Genomic DNA, 23296 nt, shown 5'->3' on the forward strand with positions numbered 1-23296 from the left:
ATGCGATCATTCCACGTTACGGGAATAAAAGATTTCCAGCATCTCCCGGCGTAGCCGGTCTTCGATGGACTTGGCTTCAGTAGGATCAAGCTCTTTCGCGTTTGTGCCAAACACGTAATTGTCGAGGTTGAAGTCCTTCAACATCATCTTGGTGTGGAACAGGTTCTCCTGATACACGTTCACGTCGATCATCTGATAGGCGTTCTGGGTGTCTTCAGTGAGATAGTTCTGAATCGAATTGATGTCGTGGTCAATGTAGTGCTTGGTGCCATCAATATCGCGGGTGAAACCGCGTACCCGATAGTCTACGGTGACCACGTCGGAATCAAAGCTGTGAATCAGGTAGTTCAATACCTTCAGCGGTGAAATCAAACCACAGGTCGACACGTCGATATCTGCACGGAACGTGCTGACGCCATCGTGAGGGTGGCTTTCCGGGTAGGTGTGAACGGTCACGTGACTCTTGTCCAGATGGGCCACGATCGTGTCTGGCAGCGGGCCCGGCGATTCGTCGTAATTCTCTTCGCAGTCTTCCACGTCATGCTCAGCGATCAGCATGGTGACAGATGCGCCGTGAGGTTCGTAATCCTGACGGGCAATGTTAAGAATGTTCGCGCCAATGATTTTGACAACGTCAGACAGAATCTGAGTCAGACGCTCGGCGTTATACATCTCGTCGATGTAGTCGATGTAAGCTTCACGTTGCTCGTTGGTCTGCGCGTAACAGATATCGTAGATGTTGAAGCTCAGGGATTTGGTCAGATTGTTAAAACCGTGCAGTTGGAGTTTTGATTCCATGCTCAGCCCCTCCGTTGAGTGGAGATGAATGGTGACAGGGTGAGGTGACTCCCCCTACCGAGGCCGCCACCGACTACTGACCCGGCGAACATATTGTTCACCTTTTGCGCAGACCGGCGGAGAAAGGTGCGTATTATGCATACCGCATATGCCAATGGATAGTGTTTGCCGCGACTTTTTTTCACTACCCGAAAATGCCCCGCAAAGCTGCGGCTCGCGGGGCTCTACGAACTTATTCAGCAGCTCGAATTTCGAAGCTGTGGGTGATCTCCACGCCAGCCGCGCCGAGCATGATAGACGCCGAGCAATACTTGTCGGCAGACAAGCTAACCGCCCGTTCTACTTGCTTTTCTTTCAGATTATGGCCGGTTACCACAAAATGCAGATGAATCTTGGTGAAAACAGCGGGTATGGCATCGGCCCGCTCGGCTTCCAGTTCGGCGTGGCATGCCGTCACTTCTTGCCGGCTTTTTTGCAAAATGGACATGACGTCAAAAGAAGAACAACCGCCGACACCCATGAGCAGCATTTCCATGGGACGGGGCCCCAAATTCTGCCCGCCGAGATCGGGTGGCCCGTCCATCTGTACACTGTGGCCGGTGCCGCTGGTGGCTTTGAAACTGACATTGCCTGTCCAGTCTACGGTTGCTTTCATGTGCGGTTCTCCCATGTTGAATCGGTGATGAGCACGGATGCTAGCACAGACTTTCGGAAACCCACGCCTTTGCATTCGAGTTGCCCCGGCGCAGCCATCTTGTTATAAGTTGCGTGGCTAAATAGAAAACCCGTAACCTGCAGGGAAAAGCGGGGATATAACAAGGATCAGGATCGGCATTACGCTGAGGAGGCACGTCTCGCATTATGGCTACTATCATCAAGCCGGTTGAGCAGAAAACCAAACATCTGGATTACTTTCTATCCCAATGCCATCGCCGGCGATACCCAGCCAAAAGCACCATCATTTATGCGGGCGATAAAAGTGACTCTCTCTTCTACATCGTTAAAGGGTCGGTTACCGTCATTATTGAAGACGATGATGGCCGCGAAATGATCATGGCCTACCTGAACACCGGCGACTTTTTCGGTGAGATGGGCCTGTTCGACAACATGGATTCGCGCAGCGCTTGGGTCAAAGCCAAAACTGAATGCGAAGTGGCTGAAATCAGCTACACCAAATTCCGCGAAATTGCCCAGCAGGATCCTCGAGTTCTGTATTTCATTGGTGAGCAGATGGCCTCTCGTCTGCGCCAGACTACCCGTAAAGTGGGCGACCTGGCCTTCCTGGACGTGACCGGTCGGGTAGCCCGTACCTTGCTGGATTTGTGCAAAGAGCCGGATGCCATGACGCACCCGGACGGTATGCAGATCAAGATCACTCGTCAGGAAATTGGCCGCATTGTGGGTTGCTCCCGCGAGATGGTGGGTCGAGTATTGAAAACGCTGGAAGAGCAAGGGCTTGTGCAGGTTAAAGGTAAAACCATGGTGGTTTACGGCACACGCTGATTGGCCTAGGCAGAATCAACTGAAAGCCGCTGCATCGCAGCGGCTTTTTTGTGGGCGTTAGTCTGCCAGAGCCACCGATTTGATCTGCAACCACACCCGCTGCCCCGGGGTAAGCTGAAGTTGATGCACCGAGCGCGAGGTCAACCGGGCGAGAAACGGAGTACCTCCCGCCAGCAATCGAGCCAGGCTGATGCCGGGCCTCACTTCCCGGGCAATGTGATCGACCGTTGCCGGCAGCAGGTTCTGAATGCTTTGGTCACGGTGTTCATGTAAGGAAATACTGACGTCCCGAGCCAACACTTGGATGCGTACCGACATGCCCGTATTCAGGTGGTCGTGATGGCGCAGCCAAAGTTCTCCGCCATTGAATACCACTTTGCTCAGCTGCCAGCGTACATCCACTTCCGCTATTTCCCCATTCAGAATCACGCCAGCGTCTTCTTCCAGTCGGAATGGTTGATCCGTTCGGGCCAGCGTTTCCTGAAGCGGCCCTTGGGCGACTATCTGTCCGCGATCCATCATCACAATATGGTCGGCCAATCTCGCGACCTCTGCGGTGGAATGGGAAACATAGAGGACCGGTATCTCCAGAGTGTCTCGCATGCGTTCGAGATAGGGCAGTATGTCTAGTTTGCTTTGCTGGTCCAGCGCTGACAAAGGCTCGTCCATCAGCAGCAAGCGAGGGCTGGTCAGCAGCGCTCTTCCGATGGCCACACGCTGGCGCTCGCCCCCGGAAAGCCGGTCCGGCATGCGATCCAGCAGCGGTGTTAGGCCAAGCCAGTCGTAGACTTGTTCCGGGGTAATCTTACGTTGTTCGGCTGGCACCCGGCGGTAGCCGTACAGCAGATTTTTGCGAACCGACAGGTGCGGAAACAAACTGGTGTCCTGAAACACGTACGCCAAAGGCCTTTGGTGTACTGGCCAACTGTGGCTGGCGGTTTGCCAGAGTTGGCCTAGCACCGAAAGATGGCCTTTTGCAGCCTGCAAGCCGGCAATGCAACGCAGCAGGGTGGTTTTCCCGCAGCCGGAATGGCCGAAAATGGCGGTAATGCCGGAGCCGGGCAGATTGAGGTGTACATCGAGTGTGAAATCATCGAAGTGGCACTTAAATCGGGCCTGAATATGATTGGAATCGCTCATCGCACCACTCCCGGCTGGAAGCGTCCGTTCAGAGTGTACAGGGTGACCAGCACCACAAAGGAGAACGCCAGCATGCCAGCCGACAGCCAATGAGCCTGTGTGTATTCCAGTGCTTCCACGTGATCAAAAATAGCGACCGACAGCACCTTGGTTTCACCGGGAATGTTGCCGCCAATCATCAGGATTACGCCGAATTCGCCGATGGTATGGGCAAAGCTCAGCACCGCAGCGGTTAGAAATCCCGGGCGTGCCAACGGAATCGCAATGGACAAGAAACGGTCCCAGGCTGAGGCGCGAAGCGTGGCCGCGGCCTCAAGCAGGTTTTCGTTGAGAGTCAGAAAGGCATTGTGTAAGGGTTGAACGGTAAAGGGCAGCGAGTAAATGACCGATGCCACCACCAAACCTTCAAAGGTAAACGGTAGCAGACCCAAGCCAAGACTTTCTGTCAGTTGGCCAACGGCACCATCTGGCCCCATTACGATCAGCAGGTAAAAACCCAGTACCGTAGGGGGGAGCACCAGAGGTAGTGCCACGATCGCGGCAATAGGTTGGCGCAGCCAGTGCTGGGTGCGGGCTAGCCACCAAGCGATGGGGGTGCCGATAAAAAGCAGCAGTAAGGTGGTGATGCCTGCAAGTTTCAACGTCAGCCAAACGGCCTGCCATTCCGGGCTCATGAAATCTCCGCCAGTTCAGTGATTGGACTGTTGCGGGATATCGTACCCGTCTTCACGAATGATCGCCTGTGCTTTAACGCTTTTCAGAAACTGCAGCCAAGCCAGAGCTGCGGCGTTACTCGCGCTCCGGTTGAGCAAAATGGCGTGTTGGCTAAGGGGCTGATGCAGTGTTTTTGGCACCAGCCACGCCGATTCTTTGCTTCCCTTCCAAGCTCGCACCTGAGCTTGAGCCACAAAGCCGGCGTGCGCATTGCCGGTGGCGACAAACTGAAACGTCTGAGCAATGGAATCACCACTCACGAGTTTCGGCTTGAGTGAGTCGGCAAGCCCGAGATTCTCCAGAACCTCGATCGCAGCGATGCCGTAGGGCGCGGTTTTGGGGTTGCCGATCGCCAAGCGCTCGGGCTCGCTCTGCAGATACTGCAGGCCATCGCGGAATAGATCCGGATTGCGACTCCAGAGCACCAGCCGACCCTCTGCGTAGGGGAACTGTGAACTGACAACGGCCACGCCGTGTTCGGCCAACAGGCGAGGGCGTTCTGAATCGGCAGCCAGGAAGACATCGTAGGGCGCGCCGTGCCGGATCTGGGCGTAGAGCTTGCCGGTAGAGCCATAACTGGCTTGAACCTGATGCCCGGTTTGCTGCTCGAAGAGCGAAATCAGCTTCGTCATAGTGCCGGTAAAGTTTGCGGCCACGGCCACCGTGGCTTGCTCGGCCCGGGCGGGGCCGATTGCTAGTACGAAGCAGGCCGTGATCAGGCCGACAAGGGTTCGGCGCACACGGGTTGGGCGGTAGGAATACACGTTAGCAGGTGTTGCCATACATCCTCGGCGTTGAGTTCGTTCAGCATCTCGTGGCGGCCACCGTCGAAAAGCCGGAAGGTCACTTTCTGAATGCCGGCTTCGCGGATCGTTTGAAAATGCTGACGGATGCCTTTGCCCATTTCACCGACGGGATCGTCGCTGCCGGAAAACAGGTGTATCGGCAGGTCTTTGCGCCATAACTCCGGGTTAATCGAGAGCATGCCGCCGAGGAAATCATGCCACAGCCCGGTGCTGCATTCGAATCCGCACAACGGGTCGGCCAAGTATTGATCAACTTGTTGTTCATCCCGGCTGAGCCAGTCACAGTCGGTGCGATTAGGCCGGAACATGCGATTGAACTTGCCAAACGTCAGATTGGCGATCAGTTTACTTTGGTGACGTTTGCCGCGAATCAGTTTAATTAAGCCAATGAGTGAGCGCGAGGGTACCAGCTCCGCTTTGTTGATGCGGTTGGATGCACTCAGTATCAGCGCATCGATGGAAGCACCTTGTTGCTGTGTATAACTCTGAGCAATGAACGAGCCCATGCTATGGCCCAGTAAGCTCAGGGGCAGGTTAGGGAAGGTGGTTCGGGCATGGTCGACGACGAGTCCGAGATCGCTGACCACCTTGGCCCAGCCCTGACTGTCGGCATAGTGGCCTAAATCGGCTTCTGAACAGTCCGGGCCGTGGCCCCGATGATTGAAGCTTACCACTGCGATTCGATGCTCGCCCAGCCACTGCGCGAGCGCGGCGTAGCGGTTGCCGTGCTCGGCCATGCCGTGACTGATCACTAGGCAAGCGGCGGGTGCTTTAGGCTGAAACAGAGTGCCGGTAATCCGGTGGCCGTCAGCGGCGGTCAGGTTCAGAGTGTGCTGGTTCATAGTGTGTAACCGGTTCCTGTGAAACCGGGCGTTGCCACTCCGGCGGTTTCCATAAATGTTTTAAACGAGAGCTTAGACTGCCCGGTTTGCCCATGTCGCGGAACATATCCACATATTCGTGAGTCCACAACACCAGCAGATTGTTCGAATGTACCTGTCGGGGAATGCCGTAAGTCGGCGGCAGGTCATCGCTCTCTGGCACGAAACTGTTAAACAGACGGTCCCAAATGATCAAAACGCCGCCGTAGTTCCGGTCGATGTACTGTCTGTTCCGTCCGTGATGAGCGCGGTGATGGCTGGGCGTGTTGAACACCCATTCCACCGCAGCCGGAAGGCGATGAATCAACGTGGTGTGAATGAAGAACTGATACACCAGAGATAGCGCGTAGGCCACGCCGATCCACACCGGATTGAAGCCGAGCAAGGCCATGGGCAGGTAGAACGCCCAGTTACCGTTGAAAATGTTGGTGGCACTTTGGCGCATCGCGGTGGAAAAGTTCAGGCGTTCGGATGAGTGATGCACCACATGGGCGGCCCAGAACCAGCGAATGCGGTGGCTGGAACGATGCATCCAGTAATAACAGAAGTCCACGCCGATGAAGGTCAGTACCGCCGTGAAGGCGTTCAGCTCGATGTCGAACAGGCGATAGTGGTAACACAGCGCATACACCGGAAACGCAATAATCCCGGCAAACAGCAGCTCAGTGGTCTGATAGCCTGCGCCTAGCATGAAATTGCGGATCGCCTCGGGCACATCCATCAGCTTCGGATTGTGGCGGATTTTCAGGTATTCCCAAACCGCCACGGCAATGAAGACCGGGGTGGCGATTACAAAAATCAGCTGCCTCTCATCGAGCGCTAACCAAGGGGCCAGCGTCTCCCAGAGTGCGAGCAGACCGCTGTTTTCAAGCACCGAATGCATCATATCGATCAGAGCCATAACAAAACCCATGTTGGTTATTATTCAGGCTATATCATGGCACGTGCCCGGGTATTTCCGATGTCCTATAGCGCCATTGTGAGTGGCGCTTTGCGACAGCCCCTGCGGTTATCGGTTGTTACGGTACATCTCTTCAACGGGTGCCACGATGTCCTGCCACTCGGCCAAAACCGCCTGAACCGGCTTTGGAACTTTCGCGGGCTTGGGCCAGGGCACCGGGTACTGCTCTGGCTGGAACAACGGTGCCAGCAAGGCGCCAGCGGTCAGGTCCGCGCGGGAGAATCGGTCGCCGGCAAGGTAGGGCTGTTTGCCATACACCTCGGCCAACTCGGTGAGCAGGTCTTCAAGAGTCTGCTGGGAGGCATCCGCGGTGGTTTGATTGATCTTCATCCACTTGCGCATAATGTCATCAACCCGGCTGAAGGCCAGGCTGAGCATGATCTTGTTGTAAAACGGAGTGCCGGCGGCCAGAAGCGGGATCACCACCTTCGGACGCTGCAGGAAGTAATGGTAGACCCAGGTGCGAATGGCCGGGCCGGCCAGGTCGTCCAACTTCTTCTCCCAAGCCAACGCTTCTTCCCGCGCTTCCGGGGATTCGGGTGTCAGGGGCCGTTCCGGGAAGGTTTTCTCAAGATAGTCCAGAATAGCTGAGGATCCTTGAACAATGTGGCCATCGTGATCCAGCACCGGCACGGATGACTCGGCCTTGGTCAGTTGCTTGATGGTTTTAACGTGCTGACCGGGCAGCAGATTCACCGCTTGGTAATTGATGCCCTTGTAATCCAAAGCCCAGCGGACCTTTTCGGCGTAGTGGGATATGCAGAATTGGTAGAGTTTTATGGCCATGAAAGGTCTTCCGTAAAGAGTTTGGCCAAGATTACCCCGACTTTCAGCCAATTCCCATGGCAAGGTGGGCAAGAAAAGGGCTCACCGGGTGACTGACAGGATGGTCATGGTTAAAACGAGCGGGAATCACTAAACTAGCTTGCTACAGTCTGTCATTTCAGAGGATGTCTTTATGTTGTTGCGCCGCGCCCTTTTTGTTTCTGCCGTAGTCGCGGCAGGTTTTGCTGTATCAGCTTGTGCCACCAAGCCCGAAGTTAAAAGTGTGTCGGATTACGGGGTGTACCAGTGCGGCCAGCTAGACCTGAACGTTGCGGGAGTTGAAGAAAGTGGACTTCTGGGTATCGAATACCTGAACCGGCGTGTACTGCTCAGGCCCTCTCCGACGGATGAAGGCGCCTTGTACGTCGCGCCGGGAGACACCCAAACACGGTTTTGGGCCAAGGGAGAGCGCGCCACGCTAACTCTGAAAGGCAATACCCTGCCCGAATGTCTGGAGCCGGGCGCTATCGAATCCTCGTTCAAAGCAATGGGTACCGAGCCTAACTGGTCGGCTGAGATCGCGAACAACCAGATGGACTTGACCCTCCCGTACGATGGCGAAGTTTTGGAAGGTGTGTGGCTGCGTGAGACGGTTGCTAACCGCCACGGGCGTGACTATGAAGGCAAGGTCGATGAACGCGAAATTGAAGTGTCTGTTGCCCACCAATTGTGTGAAAACCCCATGTCCGGGGCCCAGTATCCGGCGCAGGTTCGCCTGACCGTGGATGGCAACACCTTCGAAGGGTGTGGTGGCGATCGTGAGCGACTGTTCCAGGGCGCTGAATGGGTCGTTGAAGATCTGGCCGGAGACGGCATTATTGATCGTTCAATGATGACGATCCGCTTCCATGACGAAAACCGGATTTCTGGCCGCGCCTCGTGTAACCGGTACATGGGCAACTACTCCCTGACCGGCGAGAGCCTGACCTTCGGCCAGATGGGCAGCACCATGATGGCGTGCCACGAATCCTTGATGAACCAAGAGCAGAAATTCCTGACACTGATGTCGGAAGTGGTGTCCGGCCACATTGGCCGTCACGGTGAGTTGTTGCTGAAAACGCAATCCGGTGACACCATCAAGGCTTATAAGTCGGATATCGAAAACCCCTAAAACGAAGGTAACAACAATATGAAGATCTTCGAAACGAAAAGTGCACCTAACCCGCGCCGCGTCCGTATCTTTATGGCTGAAAAAGGCCTGTTGGATAAAGCCGAGTTCGTGCAAGTAGACATCGAAAAGGGTGAAAACCTGACACCGGAATTCAAAGCCCGGAACCCGATGAAGAAAGTCCCGGTGATGGAGCTGGATGATGGCTCCTGCCTGGCAGAAACCATGGCCATCTGCCGCTTCTTTGAAGAAAATTACCCCGACACGCCGAAACTGCTGGGTGAAACCGCGTTGGAGAAAGCCCAGATTGAGCAGTGGCTGCGTTGGATCGAACTGTATTTCTTCATGCCCACCGGCATGTGCTTTCAGCACACCACCGGGTACTTCAAAGATCGCATGAACCCGATCAAAGAATGGGGTGCAGAGTGCGGGCTGGGTGTGGAAAAGTTCATGCACTTCCTGAACAAACACCTTGAAGGCAAAGAGTATATCTGCTGCGATAAATTTACCGCGGCAGACATCAACGCCTTTACCACCGTCGCCTTTGCTCGCGTCGTGAATATTCGCCCCAAGCCGGAGCAAACTAACCTGCTGGCCTGGTACGATCGCATCAAAGCGCGGCCGTCGGCTCAGGCATAAGTGATAAGCGGCTGCATCCGCTTGCTATAAGGATCAGAAATGACTCAAACGAAAAAGCTAACGCAGGCCCTTGAGGCCATTGATCGGGCCAATCGGGCCGACCCGAATATTGAACAGGTCGAGGGCGAAGAATTACCCAAGGAATACGCCTATAGCCTGCACATGACGCGTTGGTTGTTTGCTTTGGAGGCGGAGCCTTCCGAGCGGATGCAGATTGCTTGCCGTGCCCAGCACATTGAACGTTGGACCATACCGAGAAGTGATTTCGGAGAAGGCCGGAAGAATTACTACCAGTGGCGTCAGTCTTGTGGCCGTATGCACGGTCGGCGCGCGGCGGAAATCATGGCCGACTGTGGCTATTCGCAGGAAGAGTGCGAGCGCGTAGAAACCATCCTGACCAAGCGCGAACTGCGCAACGACCCAGACACCCAGTTGTTGGAAGATGTGGCCTGCATGGTGTTTCTGGAACGTTACTTTGCCCAGTTCTACGATGAAAATCCGGACTACGATCGGGAAAAGTGGCTCACCATCGTGCGCCGTACCTGGGGCAAAATGACCCCCCGGGGCCATGAGGCTGCGCTGCAGCTGGCGGGCAACCTGCCGCCGCATCTATTGGCGTTACTGCAAGAAGCCTTGTCTGAAACCGGCGAATAATCACGACACTTGAGGTAGACAAGGGTGGTGAGTATGATATTCATTATCATTTGATATTGGATGTCAATAAATGGCTGTGCCTGCCAAGAACACCCCCAAGATCCTGATCGCCGAGGACGACCCGTTGCTGAGAGAGCAGCTGGCAAGCCAGTTAGCCTCTCGCGGGTATCGGGTCCTGCAAAGCCATGAGGGTGATAAGGCCTTGGTTGCGGCTTTGGGACAGCGGCTGGATATGATCCTCCTGGATGTTCTTTTGCCCAAAATGAACGGCTTCGAAGTGCTGCAACGGCTTCGGAAAACCTGCCAGACCCCCGTCATGATGTTGACCGCCTGCGATGCCGAAGACGAGCGCATCAGGGGCTATCAACAAGGCGCTGATGATTGCTTGCCCAAGCCTTTCAGCTTCACAGAATTGTTCCTGAGAATTGAAGCCCTGCTGCGGCGTACCCGTGGTGATAGTGATCACCGCGCTGAGCCACCTACCCTCTCGGTAGGGGAGTTACACCTAGACCGGCAAACCATGCATGTTGCCCATAAGGGGCAGCAGGTAAGCCTGACCCCCATTCAGTTTCGTTTGCTCTGGATTTTGGTGCTGCATCAACGTGAACCCCTGAGCAAGCCCTATCTCTATCAAGTGGTGCTCGAAAAAGAATTCAGTCGATACGACCGCAGTCTGGACATGCACCTGAGCCGCATTCGCCGCAAGTTGGTGGAGGCCGGCGTGGCGGGCGACCGGCTGCAAACGGTTCACGGCAAAGGGTATTGCTTCTTGTAGGTCATATCCCGGTCGTGAATCGAGGTAAAGATGTAACAAATGTAAAACCGGTTCCCTTAGCGACACAAGTTATCGAGAATGCGTGCCAAATACGAATCATTATCATAATGGAGTATGGTCGTTATGGCAGTTTCTTCCTCGGTTGCACAGCCCACACAATTTCGCCGCAGTGCCCTCTGGCTGGCCTTATTAGCCGCGCCGTTGGCGCAGGCTGAACCCGTCACGCTGGACCCCATTCAGGTCACTGCGGAGCGTACGAAAGAATCAGACGCGGTCGTGGACGCACAAGCGCTTGAGCGCTTCCAAGCGGATGATCTTGAAGATGTCTTCGCTGGCGAGCCGGAAGTGAGTGTGGGTGGTTCAGTGGGCGTGGCTCAGAAGGTCTACGTGCGTGGTTTTGAAGACCCGCTGCTGAACGTCAGTGTGGATGGCGCTACTCAGGCGGGCGTATTGTTCCATCACACTGGTCGAATTGCTGTTGATCCGGATTTGCTGAAGCGGGTGGAAGTTGACACCGGTGCCGGCAAAGCCACGGCGGGTGCAGGCGCGCTGGGCGGTGCCATTCGCTTCGTGACCAAAGATCCCGAAGATCTGCTACGTGAGGGTGAGGATGTAGGTGCACTGGTGAAATTGGGCTCCTTCTCGAACACCAAGGGCTACAGTGCGAACACCACGATTTTTGGCCGCCTGAACGAGCAGTGGAGCACTCTGGTGTCGGTCAGCCAAAGTGACCACGAGCGCTATGAAGATGGCAACGGTGATGAAGTACCCGGTACCGATGCTCGCCAGCAAATGGGCATGGCGAAATTGGTGGGGCATTTTGGCAATGGCCAGACGCTTCGCCTCAGTCATGAGGTGCGCACGGATGAAGGCGAGCGTCCGCAGCGCCCTCAGTGGGCGGTCAGCAGCTTCAACAAGCTGTACGACCTGGATGGCCGCCGGGATACCACCACATTGAATTATGGTGTGGCGCCGGAAGGCAATCCTTGGGTGGATGCAGAGTTCACCGTGTACCAGACCGAATCTGAAGTCGAGCAGAATGTGGACGACCGTTGGGGACGCTACTACGGGTTCAGCCGCAGCATCGGAGGTGACCTGCGCAATACCAGTCAGCTAGGCGACCACAGTCTGACCTACGGAGTCGACTACCGGGAAGATAAAGTGAATGCTGGTGGTGAAACCGACAAGCGTGCTGAAGAAGAAACGGGTGATGTGTTGGGGATCTACCTGCAGGCGGACTTGTGGCTCACCCAGCAACTATTGCTCAGTACCGGCGCCCGCTACGACGATTACACTCTGCGCGACAACAACGACCAGAAGTTCAGTGAAGATGCTGTCAGCCCCAATGCCAGCCTCGCCTGGCACGTGCTAGATGGCCTGACCCTGAAAGCCGGCTACGCCGAAGCCTTCCGTGGCCCCATGCCTCACGATGCGTTCAAGATTGACCGCGGCCAGAACGACCCGGACTTGAAAGGCGAGAAGGCGAAGAACACCGAAGTGGGCTTCGACTACGTGTATCAGAACTTCACCCTGTCGGCGGAGGTGTATCGCTCTGAAGTAAAAGATGCCATCGCGGACGCTCTATTCGGCCCTGCCATTTACGAGAATATTGGTGATCTGGAATCCGACGGCTACCGCATATCCGCGGGCTATCAGTGGGACGCCCTGAGCGCAGGCTTGAGCTTCCACAGCAACGATGCCGAAGTGGATGGCCAGCCACTGACCGTTTACGAACATAACCTGCTCGGCAACACCATCGGTGACACCTGGGTGGCGGATTTGGCCTACCGCTGGAACCGCAATCTCGAGTTTGGCTGGCAGGGCCAGTTTGTGCAGGGCATCGACAACCTGGAAACGTCAGTGGGCACCATCGACAAACCGGGCTACGGCGTGCATGACCTGTTCGTGAACTGGCTGCCTACTGGCAACGAAGATTTGCGCCTGACCCTGGCGGTTAAAAATGTGGGAGACAAGCAGTATCTTGATCACGCCAGCAACGCCAATTACGAGCACATAGCCGGGTACGAAGGCGTGGTTGGCTTGCCCGCACCGGGCCGGGATGTTCGCCTTGGTCTGGCCATGCGTTTCTGAGGCCACTGATGTTACGCACCCGAGTTCTAGCCGCCCTTTTGGGCGGCCTTTTCTGTTTGTGGGCCGACCTCTCTCTGGCAGCCCGCACGGTCACCGATCTGGCCGGCCGTTCGGTTGAACTTCCCGATGAGGTCAACCGCATTGTGCTGGGCGAAAGCCGCTACATCCCGGCGCTCGCTATTCTGGATGGGGATGCTTTGCCTGATCGCCTGGTGGGCATGCTGCCCGATTTCGAAATGACCGACCCCGGCGGATATGCCCAATACTTGAAGGCCTTCCCCGCGCTGGCGGATGTGCCGCGGGTAGGGCATACCTCCGCTGACAGTTTCAGTTTGGAAAGCGTGCTCGCCATGGGAGCAGATCTGGCGATTTTCAGTCTGGAAGGTCACGGCCCCGGTGCGCGCAACCAAATGCTGATCGACCAGCTGCAACGGGCAGGCATAGCGGTGGTGTTTATCGATTTTCGGCAGAACCCGCTGGTGAATACCCCGAAGAGCATGGCCTTGTTGGGCGAAGTGCTCGGTCGGCAATCGGAAGCGCAAGCCTTCAATCAGTTCTATCAGCAACAGCTGGTGAAAGTCACCGAAGTGGTTGAGCAGATTCCGGAATCGGAAAAACCCCAGGTGTTCCTGCACAGCCGCTTGGGCCTGCACGACAGCTGCTGTGAAACCATGGTGGAAGGCATGATGGGGCACTTCCTCCAAGCCGCCGGCGCGCGCAACATTGCCGAGGGCAAGGTGCCAGGTGTCAGCGGTGTATTGAATCTGGAATACCTGATCAGCAACCCGCCGGATTATTACGTAGCGACGGCCATCGGGTCGCGCAAGTACGCCCGCTCTGACGCTGACTACAGTTACGTGATGCTCGGTGCCGGTATCGATGAGGAAATGGCCCTGGCGTCGCTGGCTCAGGCCACCGACCGACCCGGATTGCGTGCAGTAGAGCCTATTCGCGAAGGTCGTGCGATGGCTATCTGGCACCATTTCTACAACACCCCGATGAACGTCGTTGCCGTTCAGGCGCTGGCTCGATGGTTTCATCCGGAAGCCCTCGCCGACCTGAACCCGGAGGCGACGCTGGCGGAATTTTACCAACGCTTCCAGCCAGTCGAGCTGGATGGGGTCTATTGGGTTAGCGCACAGGAGGCCCGCGAATGAGCGCCGTGACTCCATCGTCAAATCGCGCTGTGGATAACTCAGCCCCGGGAACCTCACTGGCCGCCCAATACCGTCGTTTTGTCTTGCGCCGGGTTGTGTGTCTGGCTGCCTTGGCCGTAACCGCTTTGGTGGCTTTGCTGGTGGATATCGCCAGCGGGCCGTCCATGCTTGGGCTTGGGGATGTTATCCATGGACTATTGAACCCGGACAGCATCGATGCCGGCACCCGGGTCATCATTGAAGACATTCGTTTGCCCTACGCACTGATGGCCGTAGTGGTCGGGTCTTGTCTTGGTCTCGCCGGTGCGGAGATGCAAACCGTGCTGAACAACCCGCTGGCCAGCCCCTTCACCTTGGGCGTGGGGGCCGCCGCCACTCTGGGCGCCTCCCTAGTCATTGCCTTCAATATTTCTTTTCTGGGGCTGGCCGCCCACGTGTTGTTGCCGTTGTCGGCGTTTGTGTTTGCCGCTGTGGCATCGTTGCTGATTCTGATTCTGTCGCGCACGTTGGGCGCTTCAGTGCATGCGGTGGTGCTGTTCGGTATTGCCTTGCTGTTTGGCATTAACGCCGTGGTGGGGTTGATTCAGTTTGTTGCAGATGCCGAATCCGTGCAGCAAATCGTGTTCTGGACCATGGGCAGCCTGGCCCGGGCGAGCATGGATAAAGTCCTGATTGTTGCGCTTGTGCTGGCGGTCTGTGTGCCGTTTTCACTGCGCAACGCCTGGGCTATGACCCTTCTACGCAGTGGCGAAGAGCAGGCGCGCAGTTTGGGTATTCGCGTTGAACGGCTGCGCCTGACCGTGCTCATGCGGGTCAGCCTGTTGACCGCCGCTGCCATGTGCTTTGTGGGCGAAATCGGTTTTATCGGTCTGGTGGCGCCGCACATTGCCCGCCTGATGCTCGGCGAAGATCACCGTTTTTTGCTCCCGGGCAGTGCGCTGGCCGGGGCGGTGTTGCTGTCGCTGTCGTCCATTGCCAGCAAATTACTGGTGCCCGGGGTGGTCTTACCCGTGGGCATCGTCACTGCGTTGGTGGGTATTCCGCTGTTCATCGTGCTGATCATTGGCCGTAGTCGGAGGGTCGCGCTGTGACGTTGAAACTGCAATCGGTAACCGCCGGCTATCGAAATCGGTCGGTCTTCAGTGATTTGTCCTTACCGGAAATACCGGCAGGTGCGTTAGTGGCGGTGATCGGCCCAAACGCGGTGGGTAAATCCACTCTGTTGAAATCCATCGCCGGGTTGCTGCCAATTTCCGGTGACATGACTTTTGCCGGAGAAAACCTGGCGGCACTGAGTTCCTACCAGCGCACTCATCGAATTGGCTATCTACCTCAGCCATTGCCGCAGGCCATTCCGCTGGTGGCTTACGAAACCGTTTTCAGCGCCTGCCGTTCCGCTCGGGGCGACTGGACACGTGAACAGACCGAACAGGCCATTGAAAACGTGTTCGACACGCTGGGCATTCGCGAACTCGCCTTGCGGCGCCTGTCGGAAATGTCTGGTGGTCAGCGGCAAATGGTGGGTCTGGCTCAAGTATTGGTGCGCCAGACCCCGCTGATGCTGCTGGATGAACCCACCAGTGCGCTGGATTTGCACTGGCAACTGAACGTTCTGAACGCCGTGCGCGATGCCACCACCGAAGCTAAGTCGGTTGCTCTGGTGGCGTGTCATGACCTCAACCTGGCCCTGCGCTATTGCGATCAGGTTCTGGTTTTATCGCCCGGTGGCCAAGCTGTGCTCGGTGCGCCAGAACAGGTGTTAACGCCGGAGTTGCTGGCGCACACCTACGGCATTGAAGCCCGCATTGAACGCTGCTCGCAGGGCCAACCCATTGTGCTGGCGGACCGCCCGTTGCCCGCCAGTGTTCGCTGAACCCAAGGAGATTGTTATGCCGTTTATGAATGCTCGAGTATCCACCGCTAACCCTAGCCGTTTGATTAACCGCTTGTGCAAACACTTCAGCCACAAGATCGAAGCCGAGTGGAGCGAAACCAACGGGTTGCTCACCTTCTCCATCGGAGAATGCAGGTTGAGCACCCTAAACGGAGCGCTGGCCCTTGAATGCCAGTCCCCGACAGCAGAAGAGTTGGATGAGCTGGGGCAGGTGGTGGCGTCCCACCTCATCCGCTTTGCTGCCGATGAGGTGGCTGAGGTTCAGTGGAAGCCCGCGACCGCTTGAGGTTGCGGGCACTGCTCTGCCAGCACCTTGCGTAGCTGGCGGAGGTCGCTGTTCAGTACGCGGTAGCTGTCTGAACCGAACCATTCCAGAGACACGTCCAGATCGATACCTTCTGATTGCCATGCCCCTAGCTCTGCCAGTACTGGTCGGTAATCACAGGCGCCCTCCAAGACCGGCACCATGCCCTCACGCGTACCCGCCGGCGAATACACGTTAGCGGGGGCAAACACACCAAGCTGGCTGTGTTGTTGAATGTTCTTGAAGTGACAATGGTGTACCCAGGGTGCCAGCTGCTTCAGAGCAACCAAAGGGTTCGCACCGGATTCCCAAACGTGTAGCACGTCAAAGTTGATTCCCAGGGCCGGGTGATCAATGTCGCTTAACAGTTCGAGGGTGGAGCCCACGGTGTCGGCCAACGTGCCCGGATGAGTTTCCAACATCAAAGAAAGACCTTCTTCAGCCACGCATTGGGTCAGCGTTTGCAGCCGCCGGGTCATAGCCTGGCGCTGGCTGGGCGAAACCTCGTCACTGCCTAATGGGCCCGCGAAGGTGCGCACCTTGTTTGCGTGCCAGCGCTTTGCCAGCTGACAGGCCTCCCGAGTTTTACGAAGTGCTTCTGCTTCACTGCCATCCAGCGGCAGATAATCGCTGACCATGGGAATACGCAGCCCTTGGCGCTCTATCCAGTGGCCATCCAAGGCAGGTTGCCGGGCCAGATGGCGAGCATGGACGGCCCAGAGTTCAATGCCGTCAAAACCGTTGCGTTTGGCCCAGTCGGCCAGCTCGGGTAACGACACCAGATGGTGCCGAAAGGAAATGGTACACAGGTGAAAACGAATCATGACAGCACCTCCAGAGGGGCTTGTTCGGTATGGGTTTGCGGAACCCCGATGTCGCGATACCGCTGCCACTCGTTGAACAGCGCCATTAGGCTGGCCTTGATGGCAAACTCCCGCTCATCCTGTTCATCCAGTAACTGCTCGACACTTGCCAGTAGAGCGTTATCGCCGGACATCACCAGCTTCAGGGCCCGGAACTGGATCTGGGTGTAGGTTTTTACCAGCCGTTCGATGTCTTCACACACCGCTTCAAACCAGGGCGCGCCTTCCGCTTGTTTGCCCTGATCTTCCAGCAGCCAGGCGAAGGCGTGTTCGAAGGCGTACTTGCGAATCGCCATCACCGGAATTTCCCGGAAGGCATGAGGCAGGTGCGCCAGCGGCTGGCGGGCATCGGGGCCAGTATGGGCGTAAAGGATGCGCCGCACGGCATCGGTGAACGGGTTGTGGTCGGTCTTCATGCATTGCGCGAAGTAGGCGGCCACGGTTTCTGCCGGCGTATGGCGTATGTTCAAACCATCGAAATAGAAACCGCCCGCAGCGGCCGGGGAACGCACGGATTCCAGAATCCGGGCTTTGGGTAATACCCCTTCCCAGCGGAAATCCGGGTCAGACATGAACCATTCATCGGGGTTGTCGGTGGTTTCCAGCATCACGTAGTGCGGGAACGGATTCTGGTGAAACTTGTTTTCCCGTTCGGGCAGCCGGTACAGGTCGAGCATCACCATCACTTGCCGGTCCGAGGGCCGGTTTTCCACCAGCGATACCAGCGTCTGAATGTTGGTTTCTTTGTCAGCTTTGTGGTCGTACCAAGGTTCAATGCTGATGCCGTACAGCAATTTGTACCAATCGCGGAACTCGTTATGCCGAGTGTGGGGCGAGTGATACGACAGCTCCATTTCATCGTTCACTGAAAAATCGGCATCCCAAACCCCGAAGTAGAACGGGCGGTGGTCCACCCCGGGTGTGCGTTTGATGATTTCGCACACGCAACTGACGAAACAGTGCACTTTGATCACAGCGCCGGCTCCTTTTGGTCGTTGGCGACCAGCAGCCGGGCCAGATCATCTACGGTTTCAAGTTCCTGCGTCAGCAAGGTTTCTTCCGGAAGGTTTAGGCCGTGTTCCAACTCCAAATGCACGATCAGTTGCAGCAACATGATGGAATCTATGGCCAGATCGGCATTCAAGCGGGCGCCGCCATCGAACGCCGACAGTCGGGCGTTGGGTAAGTGCTGCTGGAGAACCGCCTTAATGGCGGCATGGCGGTTGGTGATCATGCGGGCACCTCCGCAGCGAGGGTGTTCGCAGGCGCTTCGCTCAATAACCGTCGGCTGACCTTGCCATTGGGCAGGCGCGGAATGGTTTCGACCTGCTCGATGAAGGCGGGCACCTGATGGGGCGACAGGTGTTCACGGCTCCACTGTTTCAGCTGATCGATATCCAGCTCGGAATCGGCCACGAAACGCAGGCATACCCGTTCACCGGCAAAACTGTCGGCTTGCTTGTAGGCCACCGCTTCCCTTATACCCGGATAGCTCAGGTATACGTCTTCCACCGCGCCGGGGTAAACGTTGATCCCCGCCACATTGATGGTGTCGTCGGTGCGCGCGAGAAAATGCAGTTGGCCGTGGACATCGAAATAGCCCAGATCCCGGGTATTAATGTGCTGGCCGCTGCCTTTGATAGTGATCATTACGTCATCGGGTTGCGCTGCGGAGGTGCCCGCATCCAGCGATACGTGGGGTAGGGGGGTACCCAGCAAGCCGGGCTCGGTCACGTTCGGGGTGAGGGCAACACAGCCGGCTTCCGAACAACCGTATTGTTGACATAACCGTTGGCACCGGTCTCGCAGCTGGTTCAGCACTGGCGCGGGCAAAGGCGCGCCGGACAGCATCACCGTATGCAGCGTCTCGCTTGCGGGCAGAATCCGGATCAACAGACTGACCAGTGTGGGCGAAGCATAGAGCAGATGTTCTGGCACCGACCGCAGCCGGGACAATATGAACCTCGGGTTCAGGTTGGTCACCACATGCGGGGTGGCACCCCGTTCCAGCGCGGCCAGCACGCCACAGATCAAACCGTAGGAATGGGTGACCGGGCAGGCCACCACCGGTGTGAGTGGCTGGGCTTCGGTGAAGTGGTCGACGTAGGCCGTGAGTTCCCGGTCGATATCGCGCCAGGGCCGGGTAATGGTTTTCGGCTTGCCGGTGGTGCCAGAGCTGAGTTGAATCAACTCGCCACCCGCGGCTTGGCCCGGATTTTCGGTAGCTTCAAGGGCCTCCGGGGCGGCATCGCGCAGGTTGTCACCGAACAGCAAATGGCTGCAGCCGGTGTCGATTGCTAGAGTTTTTGCTGCTTGCCGGGGCGTGCCGGGATGAATGGGCAACACACTGGCACCCAGCGGCTTCAGCCAAAGACACAGGGCCAGCCAGTGTGCGGTGTCTTGCAAGCAAACGGCTAAGCGGCAATTACTGGGATTCTGAAACGGCTCGGCTCCGGCCAGTGGCGCCACGATGCGGTCGCAATCGTCCTGGCTGTATGGGGTGTTATCAACGTAAAACAAAGGGGTAGTCACGATAACCTCACTTGCTGGTGATCATTGAGGGAAACGGGGGAACCAAGAGAGTCGAGGGCCAAGGGGTTGGGTACCCAATGGCTGAGGCTCCCGGTGCCCGGCTGAAGTTTTCGGGTGATGAGCGATTCGGTTTTCAGCCTTGGCTGGGCCCAGCCGAGTTGCGTTAACCGGTGCCGGAGTTCCGGGTGCTGCTGTGTGTATTGATTCAGCAATTTGCGCACCCGCGCCCAGAACCGGGCTTCTGAAAACCCGTAGGCGTCTTCGAGCAGCAGGGCCAATTCACTGAGGTTGTAGATGAACAGGGTGTCCACCGCCAACTCCCGCAGGGCTTCGGGGCCGGTCATTCGGTAATAGAGATCGTCCGGCGCCTGGTCGTACAGCGCTTGGCGATCGCCTAAATCCGGCTCTGGCGTACCGGGCGCGAGATAGTCCCGGGTGTACTCCACGCTGTCGTGAAAATCACGTAATAAGAGCGCGTTCGGCCAGCCCTCGCGCATGACCAGCAGGCTGTTTTGGGCGTGCGCTTCCAGACCAACGCCGTGGGCGGCCAGCATGTGCCAGACCGGTAGAATCAGGGCCGCGAGGGCGGCGTTCAGCCAAGGCTCAAGGCCGTAACGCTGCACCCACGGATGAATGAACGGCTGACCGTCGGGCTGCCATTGAAACAGCGCATTTAGCGGCACCGCCTGTTCACCCTCGTTCAGCCGGGCGCTAAGGCTGGTGCGCCAGATGGCGGCCAGCTCACCTTCAAGCGGGTGTTGCCCGGGCAGCGTGCCGGGTTCCGCCGTAAAGCTCAGGCTGGCGTATTCCGGCAAGAGTCGCAGAGGGTAATCGCGCGACAGCCGTGGGTCTGATTCAACAATCGCTTCCAGCCAGTAGCTGATGGCGGGTGCCGATGGCACCGAATGCGGCTCCAGATGCCGTCGGGAAGAGGTGTTGTGAATACCTAGTGGCAGCTTGATGCAGGCCTTGCGGGGGTGGTTCATGTTGAACAGAGAACGCAAGGACTGGCTAGGCTGGTAGCGGTCGCCCAGTGGCCCGAGATCGCGGATGTCGAAACGCTCAAGGTGCTCGGCCAGTGCGCCGGTGTAGAGGTGTCGCCATTGCCAGGGGTGTACTGGCAGTGCGCCATAGTGCGGCCAATCAATGCCAACCCGATGAAACGCGGCCCGCAGCAGAAAGGCGGTTTCCTCGCCCAGCTCGGCCTGCCAGAACGCCAGGTCTGAAACCGGCAACTGACTGGCCAGATAACGGCGCGGTACGGCTACCCAGTGCAGCCGAAACCCTGTGCTGGTTTCCGGGCTGTAGCGCATCAGATCGTCGGCCCCGAACCCCAGCCGGCTTTTGAAACACGGGTGATAGGGGTGCCCCTCATGAATGGCCCGGTCCAGCGCTTCGCCGTGCAGCGAGCGCCGACTGTGCAACCTGCGGGTTTGATGGCTGTTGCGAAGCTGTTCTTCGTTCGCGATGGTGGCGGCCAGTTCTTTCAACAGTATCTGGTGCCGTGAGCGGGAACCGGGTAACTCCTGAATAAGCGCTGGCAAGTCCACGGTCAACGGGCGTTGATTGCGGCTGAAGCTCAGCGTTTCTATGTCTAAACGAACGCGGCTGAAGCCCCGCACCCGGCCCCGGCATCGGGCCTGCAAGGTGCCCACGGGAAAGCTCAGCCATTGCCAGCCTTCGCTGCGGGAATCGGCTTTGTAACAGGGCACAAGGCCTTCAAACAGCAAGGCTTCCAGCAGTTGCCGAAGCACCCGTTGCCGCGGGGTTTCCGAAAGTGCAGCCGCCAGAGCCGACTCGGCCACCGGATTACGCAGCGCCATGATGCACCTCAACGGCTTGTTTGCGGATCTGGCTGGGGAGCAGGGATTGCACACGCCGGCACAGCGGGTTGGGAATGCTGGTATACACCGCCATTTCCAGTTCGGCGTTCAGCTCGTCAACATCGTGTACACGGGTCAACAGGTTGCCTTTGTAAGGCAGGCAGCTGTCTTCCAGCAGCATGGCCACCAGCGGGCGGGCCGGGCCATCCAGGCGCGCCAGTTCCGACTGCAAAAAGCAGCGCAGCTGGCGCAACAACACGGCTTCTGAAATCAATCCGTCCACACCAAAGCGGGCAATCACCGAAAACAGCTGATTCACAATCAGGTAGTAGCAGAAGCGGTCGCGGATCATCGCGTCCCTATAGAACAGCTCCGGGGTATCGAGCACATCCGGGCACAGGGCAGTCAGCGATTCTCGCCGGCTTTCCGACAGGTAATAGCCTTGATTGTCCCGGTAGTAATAGCCGTCCGGGTAGCCGCCGCGAATGTCCAGAAGACTGTTTTGTTGATGGGCTTCCAGCGCAATGCCGTGTTCGTCGTAAAGCCTCAGGGCTGGCGCAATGGCGCAGGCAAGGTAGTGCTGGAACCAGTCCTGACTGACCGAGGCCAGGCTGCGGTTTTCATTCAGTGCGACACCTTCAATTAGGCTGAGCAAGCGGGAATTACGCCCGGGCAGCGGGTCCTGAGTCAAAGCGGCAAGGCTAATCACGCCGTGATCCTCGCCCTTGGGGAAGGGGTTCTCCCGAAAAATCACTTCAAACCCGCTTTCAGCCTGCCCGGGCAGTTTTACCGTTAAGTAGGCGGGGTCCTGCAGGATACGAAACGCCGGTTCGCTTTCGGCAAAGCCGGTTCGCTGGATCAAGCGCGCCATCACCACACCGGCCCGCAACTCCGGCACCTTGTTAACCCGCAATGAGTTGGTGACTTTCACCGGAATGGAGAACTTCAGCATCCAATCGGTTTGCTCGCTGTACAGCGTGCGCACCGAAGAGGTTGCGGAGAACTCCGGCCCCAGCGCCCCGAGGGGGTGAATTGCCCCATCCTGAATGGCGCTTTGCACCGCAGGTTGCAGCAATAACCACTGGGCCTGCAGCGGGTGAGCCGGTATCAGAACGTGGTCGTCGGGCAGGTTTAACGTGGGGTGACCACCTTTGATCAGAAACTCCGCCATAGTGCTGGCGGGCAAAGCGGTTGCCGAATCCTCTTCCACGCAGGATTGGTGCACCATGAAGTAATGCAACTGAAACCGGTTCGCCAGCTCCGGCGCGTAGGCGTCTTGCTGCCATTCCGGCATGCCTTGCCGGCTTTTCGGAGTTGGGTGGCTGGCGTGGCCAAACAGTAAGGATTGCTCGGCTTCAAGAAACCGGTTTTGGTAAAGTCTCGGGTCGTGCCTGCGTTTGGCAACGTAGCGGGTCATCACTCCGTAGCTGTCGGTCAGCCGGTGCAGTAGTTCCAGTTCCCGCAGCTTGCGCAGCTCGGGCACCATGCCGGCCGAGCGGGCATAGAGTTCCCGCACCAGCAGACACATGGCCTGAAAGGGTTCAATCTCGGCCCAGCTATAACGGCCGTTCAGCCATTGTTGTACTTTGCCGTAGCGATGCCGGCCAAGATCAGAACGATAGACGATGTCGATGGCGAGGCGGGAACGCTGGCTCTCAAGCGACAGTTCGCAAGTCCACTGGCCGGATGGGCGCGTTGAAACCGTGTTTTCACGCCACTGGCCGGGGTCAATCTCCTGCAGGTAACCATGAAGAAAAGCTTGAAAGCTTGCTTGTTCGGCAATCGCGCGGGCAGACGGTCCCATGTCGACACTCCAAAGTCAGAATTT

Annotated in this window: 24 protein-coding genes; 10 read left to right on the forward strand and 14 right to left on the reverse strand. The window is 57.4% G+C overall.

Features of this window, described 5'->3' with window-relative positions:
- Positions 1 to 6 precede the first annotated feature (6 nt).
- Entirely contained in the window at positions 7 to 798 is a 792-nt protein-coding gene (gene speD, locus ACNQ6O_RS01355) for an adenosylmethionine decarboxylase (RefSeq protein ID WP_418051454.1), read from the reverse strand.
- A 232-nt stretch (positions 799 to 1030) separates the two neighbouring features.
- Positions 1031 to 1453, reverse strand: a complete 423-nt coding sequence (locus ACNQ6O_RS01360; RefSeq protein WP_418051455.1) for an OsmC family protein — start codon at positions 1451 to 1453, stop codon at positions 1031 to 1033.
- A gap of 206 nt (positions 1454 to 1659) precedes the next feature.
- On the opposite strand from ACNQ6O_RS01360, the gene crp reads away from it, so the two are divergent.
- A complete protein-coding gene (gene crp / locus ACNQ6O_RS01365; protein WP_114335439.1) occupies positions 1660 to 2301 on the forward strand; it encodes a cAMP-activated global transcriptional regulator CRP in 642 nt (213 codons plus the stop codon).
- A gap of 57 nt (positions 2302 to 2358) precedes the next feature.
- Here the strand turns inward: crp and modC are convergent, their stop codons facing one another.
- The 6 genes from modC to ACNQ6O_RS01395 all read right to left on the reverse strand — a co-directional run bounded on the left by modC (position 2359) and on the right by ACNQ6O_RS01395 (position 7589).
- Positions 2359 to 3441 carry a molybdenum ABC transporter ATP-binding protein gene (gene modC / locus ACNQ6O_RS01370; protein WP_418051456.1) on the reverse strand — a complete coding sequence of 361 codons (1083 nt, stop codon included), beginning with the start codon at positions 3439 to 3441 and terminating at the stop codon, positions 2359 to 2361.
- Positions 3438 to 4115: a molybdate ABC transporter permease subunit gene (gene modB / locus ACNQ6O_RS01375; RefSeq protein WP_418051457.1), complete on the reverse strand. Its 678-nt coding sequence runs from the start codon at positions 4113 to 4115 to the stop codon at positions 3438 to 3440. Before modB ends, modC begins: the two co-directional genes overlap by 4 nt.
- Positions 4116 to 4130: 15 nt before the next feature.
- Positions 4131 to 4937 (reverse strand): molybdate ABC transporter substrate-binding protein, encoded by an 807-nt coding sequence (gene modA, locus ACNQ6O_RS01380; protein WP_418051458.1) that lies wholly within the window; start codon positions 4935 to 4937, stop codon positions 4131 to 4133.
- The gene (locus tag ACNQ6O_RS01385) at positions 4871 to 5803 is read right to left on the reverse strand and encodes a lysophospholipase (RefSeq protein WP_418051459.1); all 933 of its coding nucleotides are present in this window, start codon (positions 5801 to 5803) and stop codon (positions 4871 to 4873) included. Before ACNQ6O_RS01385 ends, modA begins: the two co-directional genes overlap by 67 nt.
- Positions 5769 to 6743, reverse strand: a complete 975-nt coding sequence (locus tag ACNQ6O_RS01390) for a sterol desaturase family protein (protein ID WP_418051460.1) — start codon at positions 6741 to 6743, stop codon at positions 5769 to 5771. The genes ACNQ6O_RS01385 and ACNQ6O_RS01390 overlap by 35 nt, the downstream gene beginning before the upstream one ends.
- Positions 6744 to 6851: 108 nt before the next feature.
- The gene (locus tag ACNQ6O_RS01395) at positions 6852 to 7589 is read right to left on the reverse strand and encodes a glutathione S-transferase family protein (RefSeq protein WP_418051461.1); all 738 of its coding nucleotides are present in this window, start codon (positions 7587 to 7589) and stop codon (positions 6852 to 6854) included.
- A gap of 172 nt (positions 7590 to 7761) precedes the next feature.
- Between ACNQ6O_RS01395 and ACNQ6O_RS01400 the strand changes: the two genes are divergently transcribed.
- The 9 genes from ACNQ6O_RS01400 to ACNQ6O_RS01440 all read left to right on the forward strand — a co-directional run bounded on the left by ACNQ6O_RS01400 (position 7762) and on the right by ACNQ6O_RS01440 (position 16232).
- Complete coding sequence (locus tag ACNQ6O_RS01400) at positions 7762 to 8739, forward strand: META domain-containing protein (RefSeq protein WP_418051462.1); 978 nt, start codon at positions 7762 to 7764, stop codon at positions 8737 to 8739.
- Positions 8740 to 8757: 18 nt separating this feature from the next.
- Positions 8758 to 9375, forward strand: a complete 618-nt coding sequence (locus tag ACNQ6O_RS01405) for a glutathione S-transferase family protein (protein ID WP_418051463.1) — start codon at positions 8758 to 8760, stop codon at positions 9373 to 9375.
- Between the two features lie 39 nt (positions 9376 to 9414).
- The gene (locus ACNQ6O_RS01410) at positions 9415 to 10029 is read left to right on the forward strand and encodes a DUF4202 domain-containing protein (protein ID WP_418051464.1); all 615 of its coding nucleotides are present in this window, start codon (positions 9415 to 9417) and stop codon (positions 10027 to 10029) included.
- A 70-nt stretch (positions 10030 to 10099) separates the two neighbouring features.
- Positions 10100 to 10804, forward strand: coding sequence for a response regulator transcription factor (locus ACNQ6O_RS01415; protein ID WP_418051465.1), 705 nt, complete (start codon positions 10100 to 10102; stop codon positions 10802 to 10804).
- Positions 10805 to 10927: 123 nt separating this feature from the next.
- Entirely contained in the window at positions 10928 to 12895 is a 1968-nt protein-coding gene (locus ACNQ6O_RS01420; RefSeq protein WP_418051466.1) for a TonB-dependent receptor domain-containing protein, read from the forward strand.
- Positions 12896 to 12903: 8 nt separating this feature from the next.
- On the forward strand, positions 12904 to 14052 hold the full coding sequence (locus tag ACNQ6O_RS01425; RefSeq protein ID WP_418051467.1) for an ABC transporter substrate-binding protein: 1149 nt from the start codon (positions 12904 to 12906) through the stop codon (positions 14050 to 14052).
- Complete coding sequence (locus ACNQ6O_RS01430) at positions 14049 to 15143, forward strand: FecCD family ABC transporter permease (protein ID WP_418051468.1); 1095 nt, start codon at positions 14049 to 14051, stop codon at positions 15141 to 15143. The genes ACNQ6O_RS01425 and ACNQ6O_RS01430 overlap by 4 nt, the downstream gene beginning before the upstream one ends.
- The gene (locus ACNQ6O_RS01435; RefSeq protein ID WP_418051469.1) at positions 15140 to 15925 is read left to right on the forward strand and encodes an ABC transporter ATP-binding protein; all 786 of its coding nucleotides are present in this window, start codon (positions 15140 to 15142) and stop codon (positions 15923 to 15925) included. Before ACNQ6O_RS01430 ends, ACNQ6O_RS01435 begins: the two co-directional genes overlap by 4 nt.
- Before the next feature lie 16 nt (positions 15926 to 15941).
- Positions 15942 to 16232 (forward strand): DUF2218 domain-containing protein, encoded by a 291-nt coding sequence (locus ACNQ6O_RS01440; protein ID WP_418051470.1) that lies wholly within the window; start codon positions 15942 to 15944, stop codon positions 16230 to 16232.
- On the opposite strand, the gene ACNQ6O_RS01445 is transcribed toward ACNQ6O_RS01440, so the two are convergent.
- From ACNQ6O_RS01445 to ACNQ6O_RS01470, 6 genes are read right to left on the reverse strand one after another with little or no spacing between them, the layout of a single operon-like run.
- Positions 16208 to 17074, reverse strand: coding sequence for a sugar phosphate isomerase/epimerase family protein (locus tag ACNQ6O_RS01445; protein WP_418051471.1), 867 nt, complete (start codon positions 17072 to 17074; stop codon positions 16208 to 16210). The genes ACNQ6O_RS01440 and ACNQ6O_RS01445 overlap by 25 nt on opposite strands.
- Complete coding sequence (locus ACNQ6O_RS01450; RefSeq protein WP_418051472.1) at positions 17071 to 18087, reverse strand: DUF6005 family protein; 1017 nt, start codon at positions 18085 to 18087, stop codon at positions 17071 to 17073. Before ACNQ6O_RS01450 ends, ACNQ6O_RS01445 begins: the two co-directional genes overlap by 4 nt.
- Positions 18084 to 18347 carry a phosphopantetheine-binding protein gene (locus ACNQ6O_RS01455; RefSeq protein ID WP_418051473.1) on the reverse strand — a complete coding sequence of 88 codons (264 nt, stop codon included), beginning with the start codon at positions 18345 to 18347 and terminating at the stop codon, positions 18084 to 18086. Before ACNQ6O_RS01455 ends, ACNQ6O_RS01450 begins: the two co-directional genes overlap by 4 nt.
- Positions 18344 to 19645 carry an AMP-binding protein gene (locus ACNQ6O_RS01460; RefSeq protein ID WP_418051474.1) on the reverse strand — a complete coding sequence of 434 codons (1302 nt, stop codon included), beginning with the start codon at positions 19643 to 19645 and terminating at the stop codon, positions 18344 to 18346. The genes ACNQ6O_RS01455 and ACNQ6O_RS01460 overlap by 4 nt, the downstream gene beginning before the upstream one ends.
- Positions 19642 to 21468, reverse strand: coding sequence for an IucA/IucC family protein (locus ACNQ6O_RS01465; RefSeq protein WP_418051475.1), 1827 nt, complete (start codon positions 21466 to 21468; stop codon positions 19642 to 19644). Before ACNQ6O_RS01465 ends, ACNQ6O_RS01460 begins: the two co-directional genes overlap by 4 nt.
- Positions 21455 to 23272 carry an IucA/IucC family protein gene (locus ACNQ6O_RS01470; protein WP_418051476.1) on the reverse strand — a complete coding sequence of 606 codons (1818 nt, stop codon included), beginning with the start codon at positions 23270 to 23272 and terminating at the stop codon, positions 21455 to 21457. Before ACNQ6O_RS01470 ends, ACNQ6O_RS01465 begins: the two co-directional genes overlap by 14 nt.
- Between the last annotated feature and the right edge of the window lie 24 nt (positions 23273 to 23296).

Source organism: Marinobacter sp. SBS5, assembly GCF_048285575.1.
In the GTDB taxonomy this organism is placed as follows: domain Bacteria; phylum Pseudomonadota; class Gammaproteobacteria; order Pseudomonadales; family Oleiphilaceae; genus Marinobacter.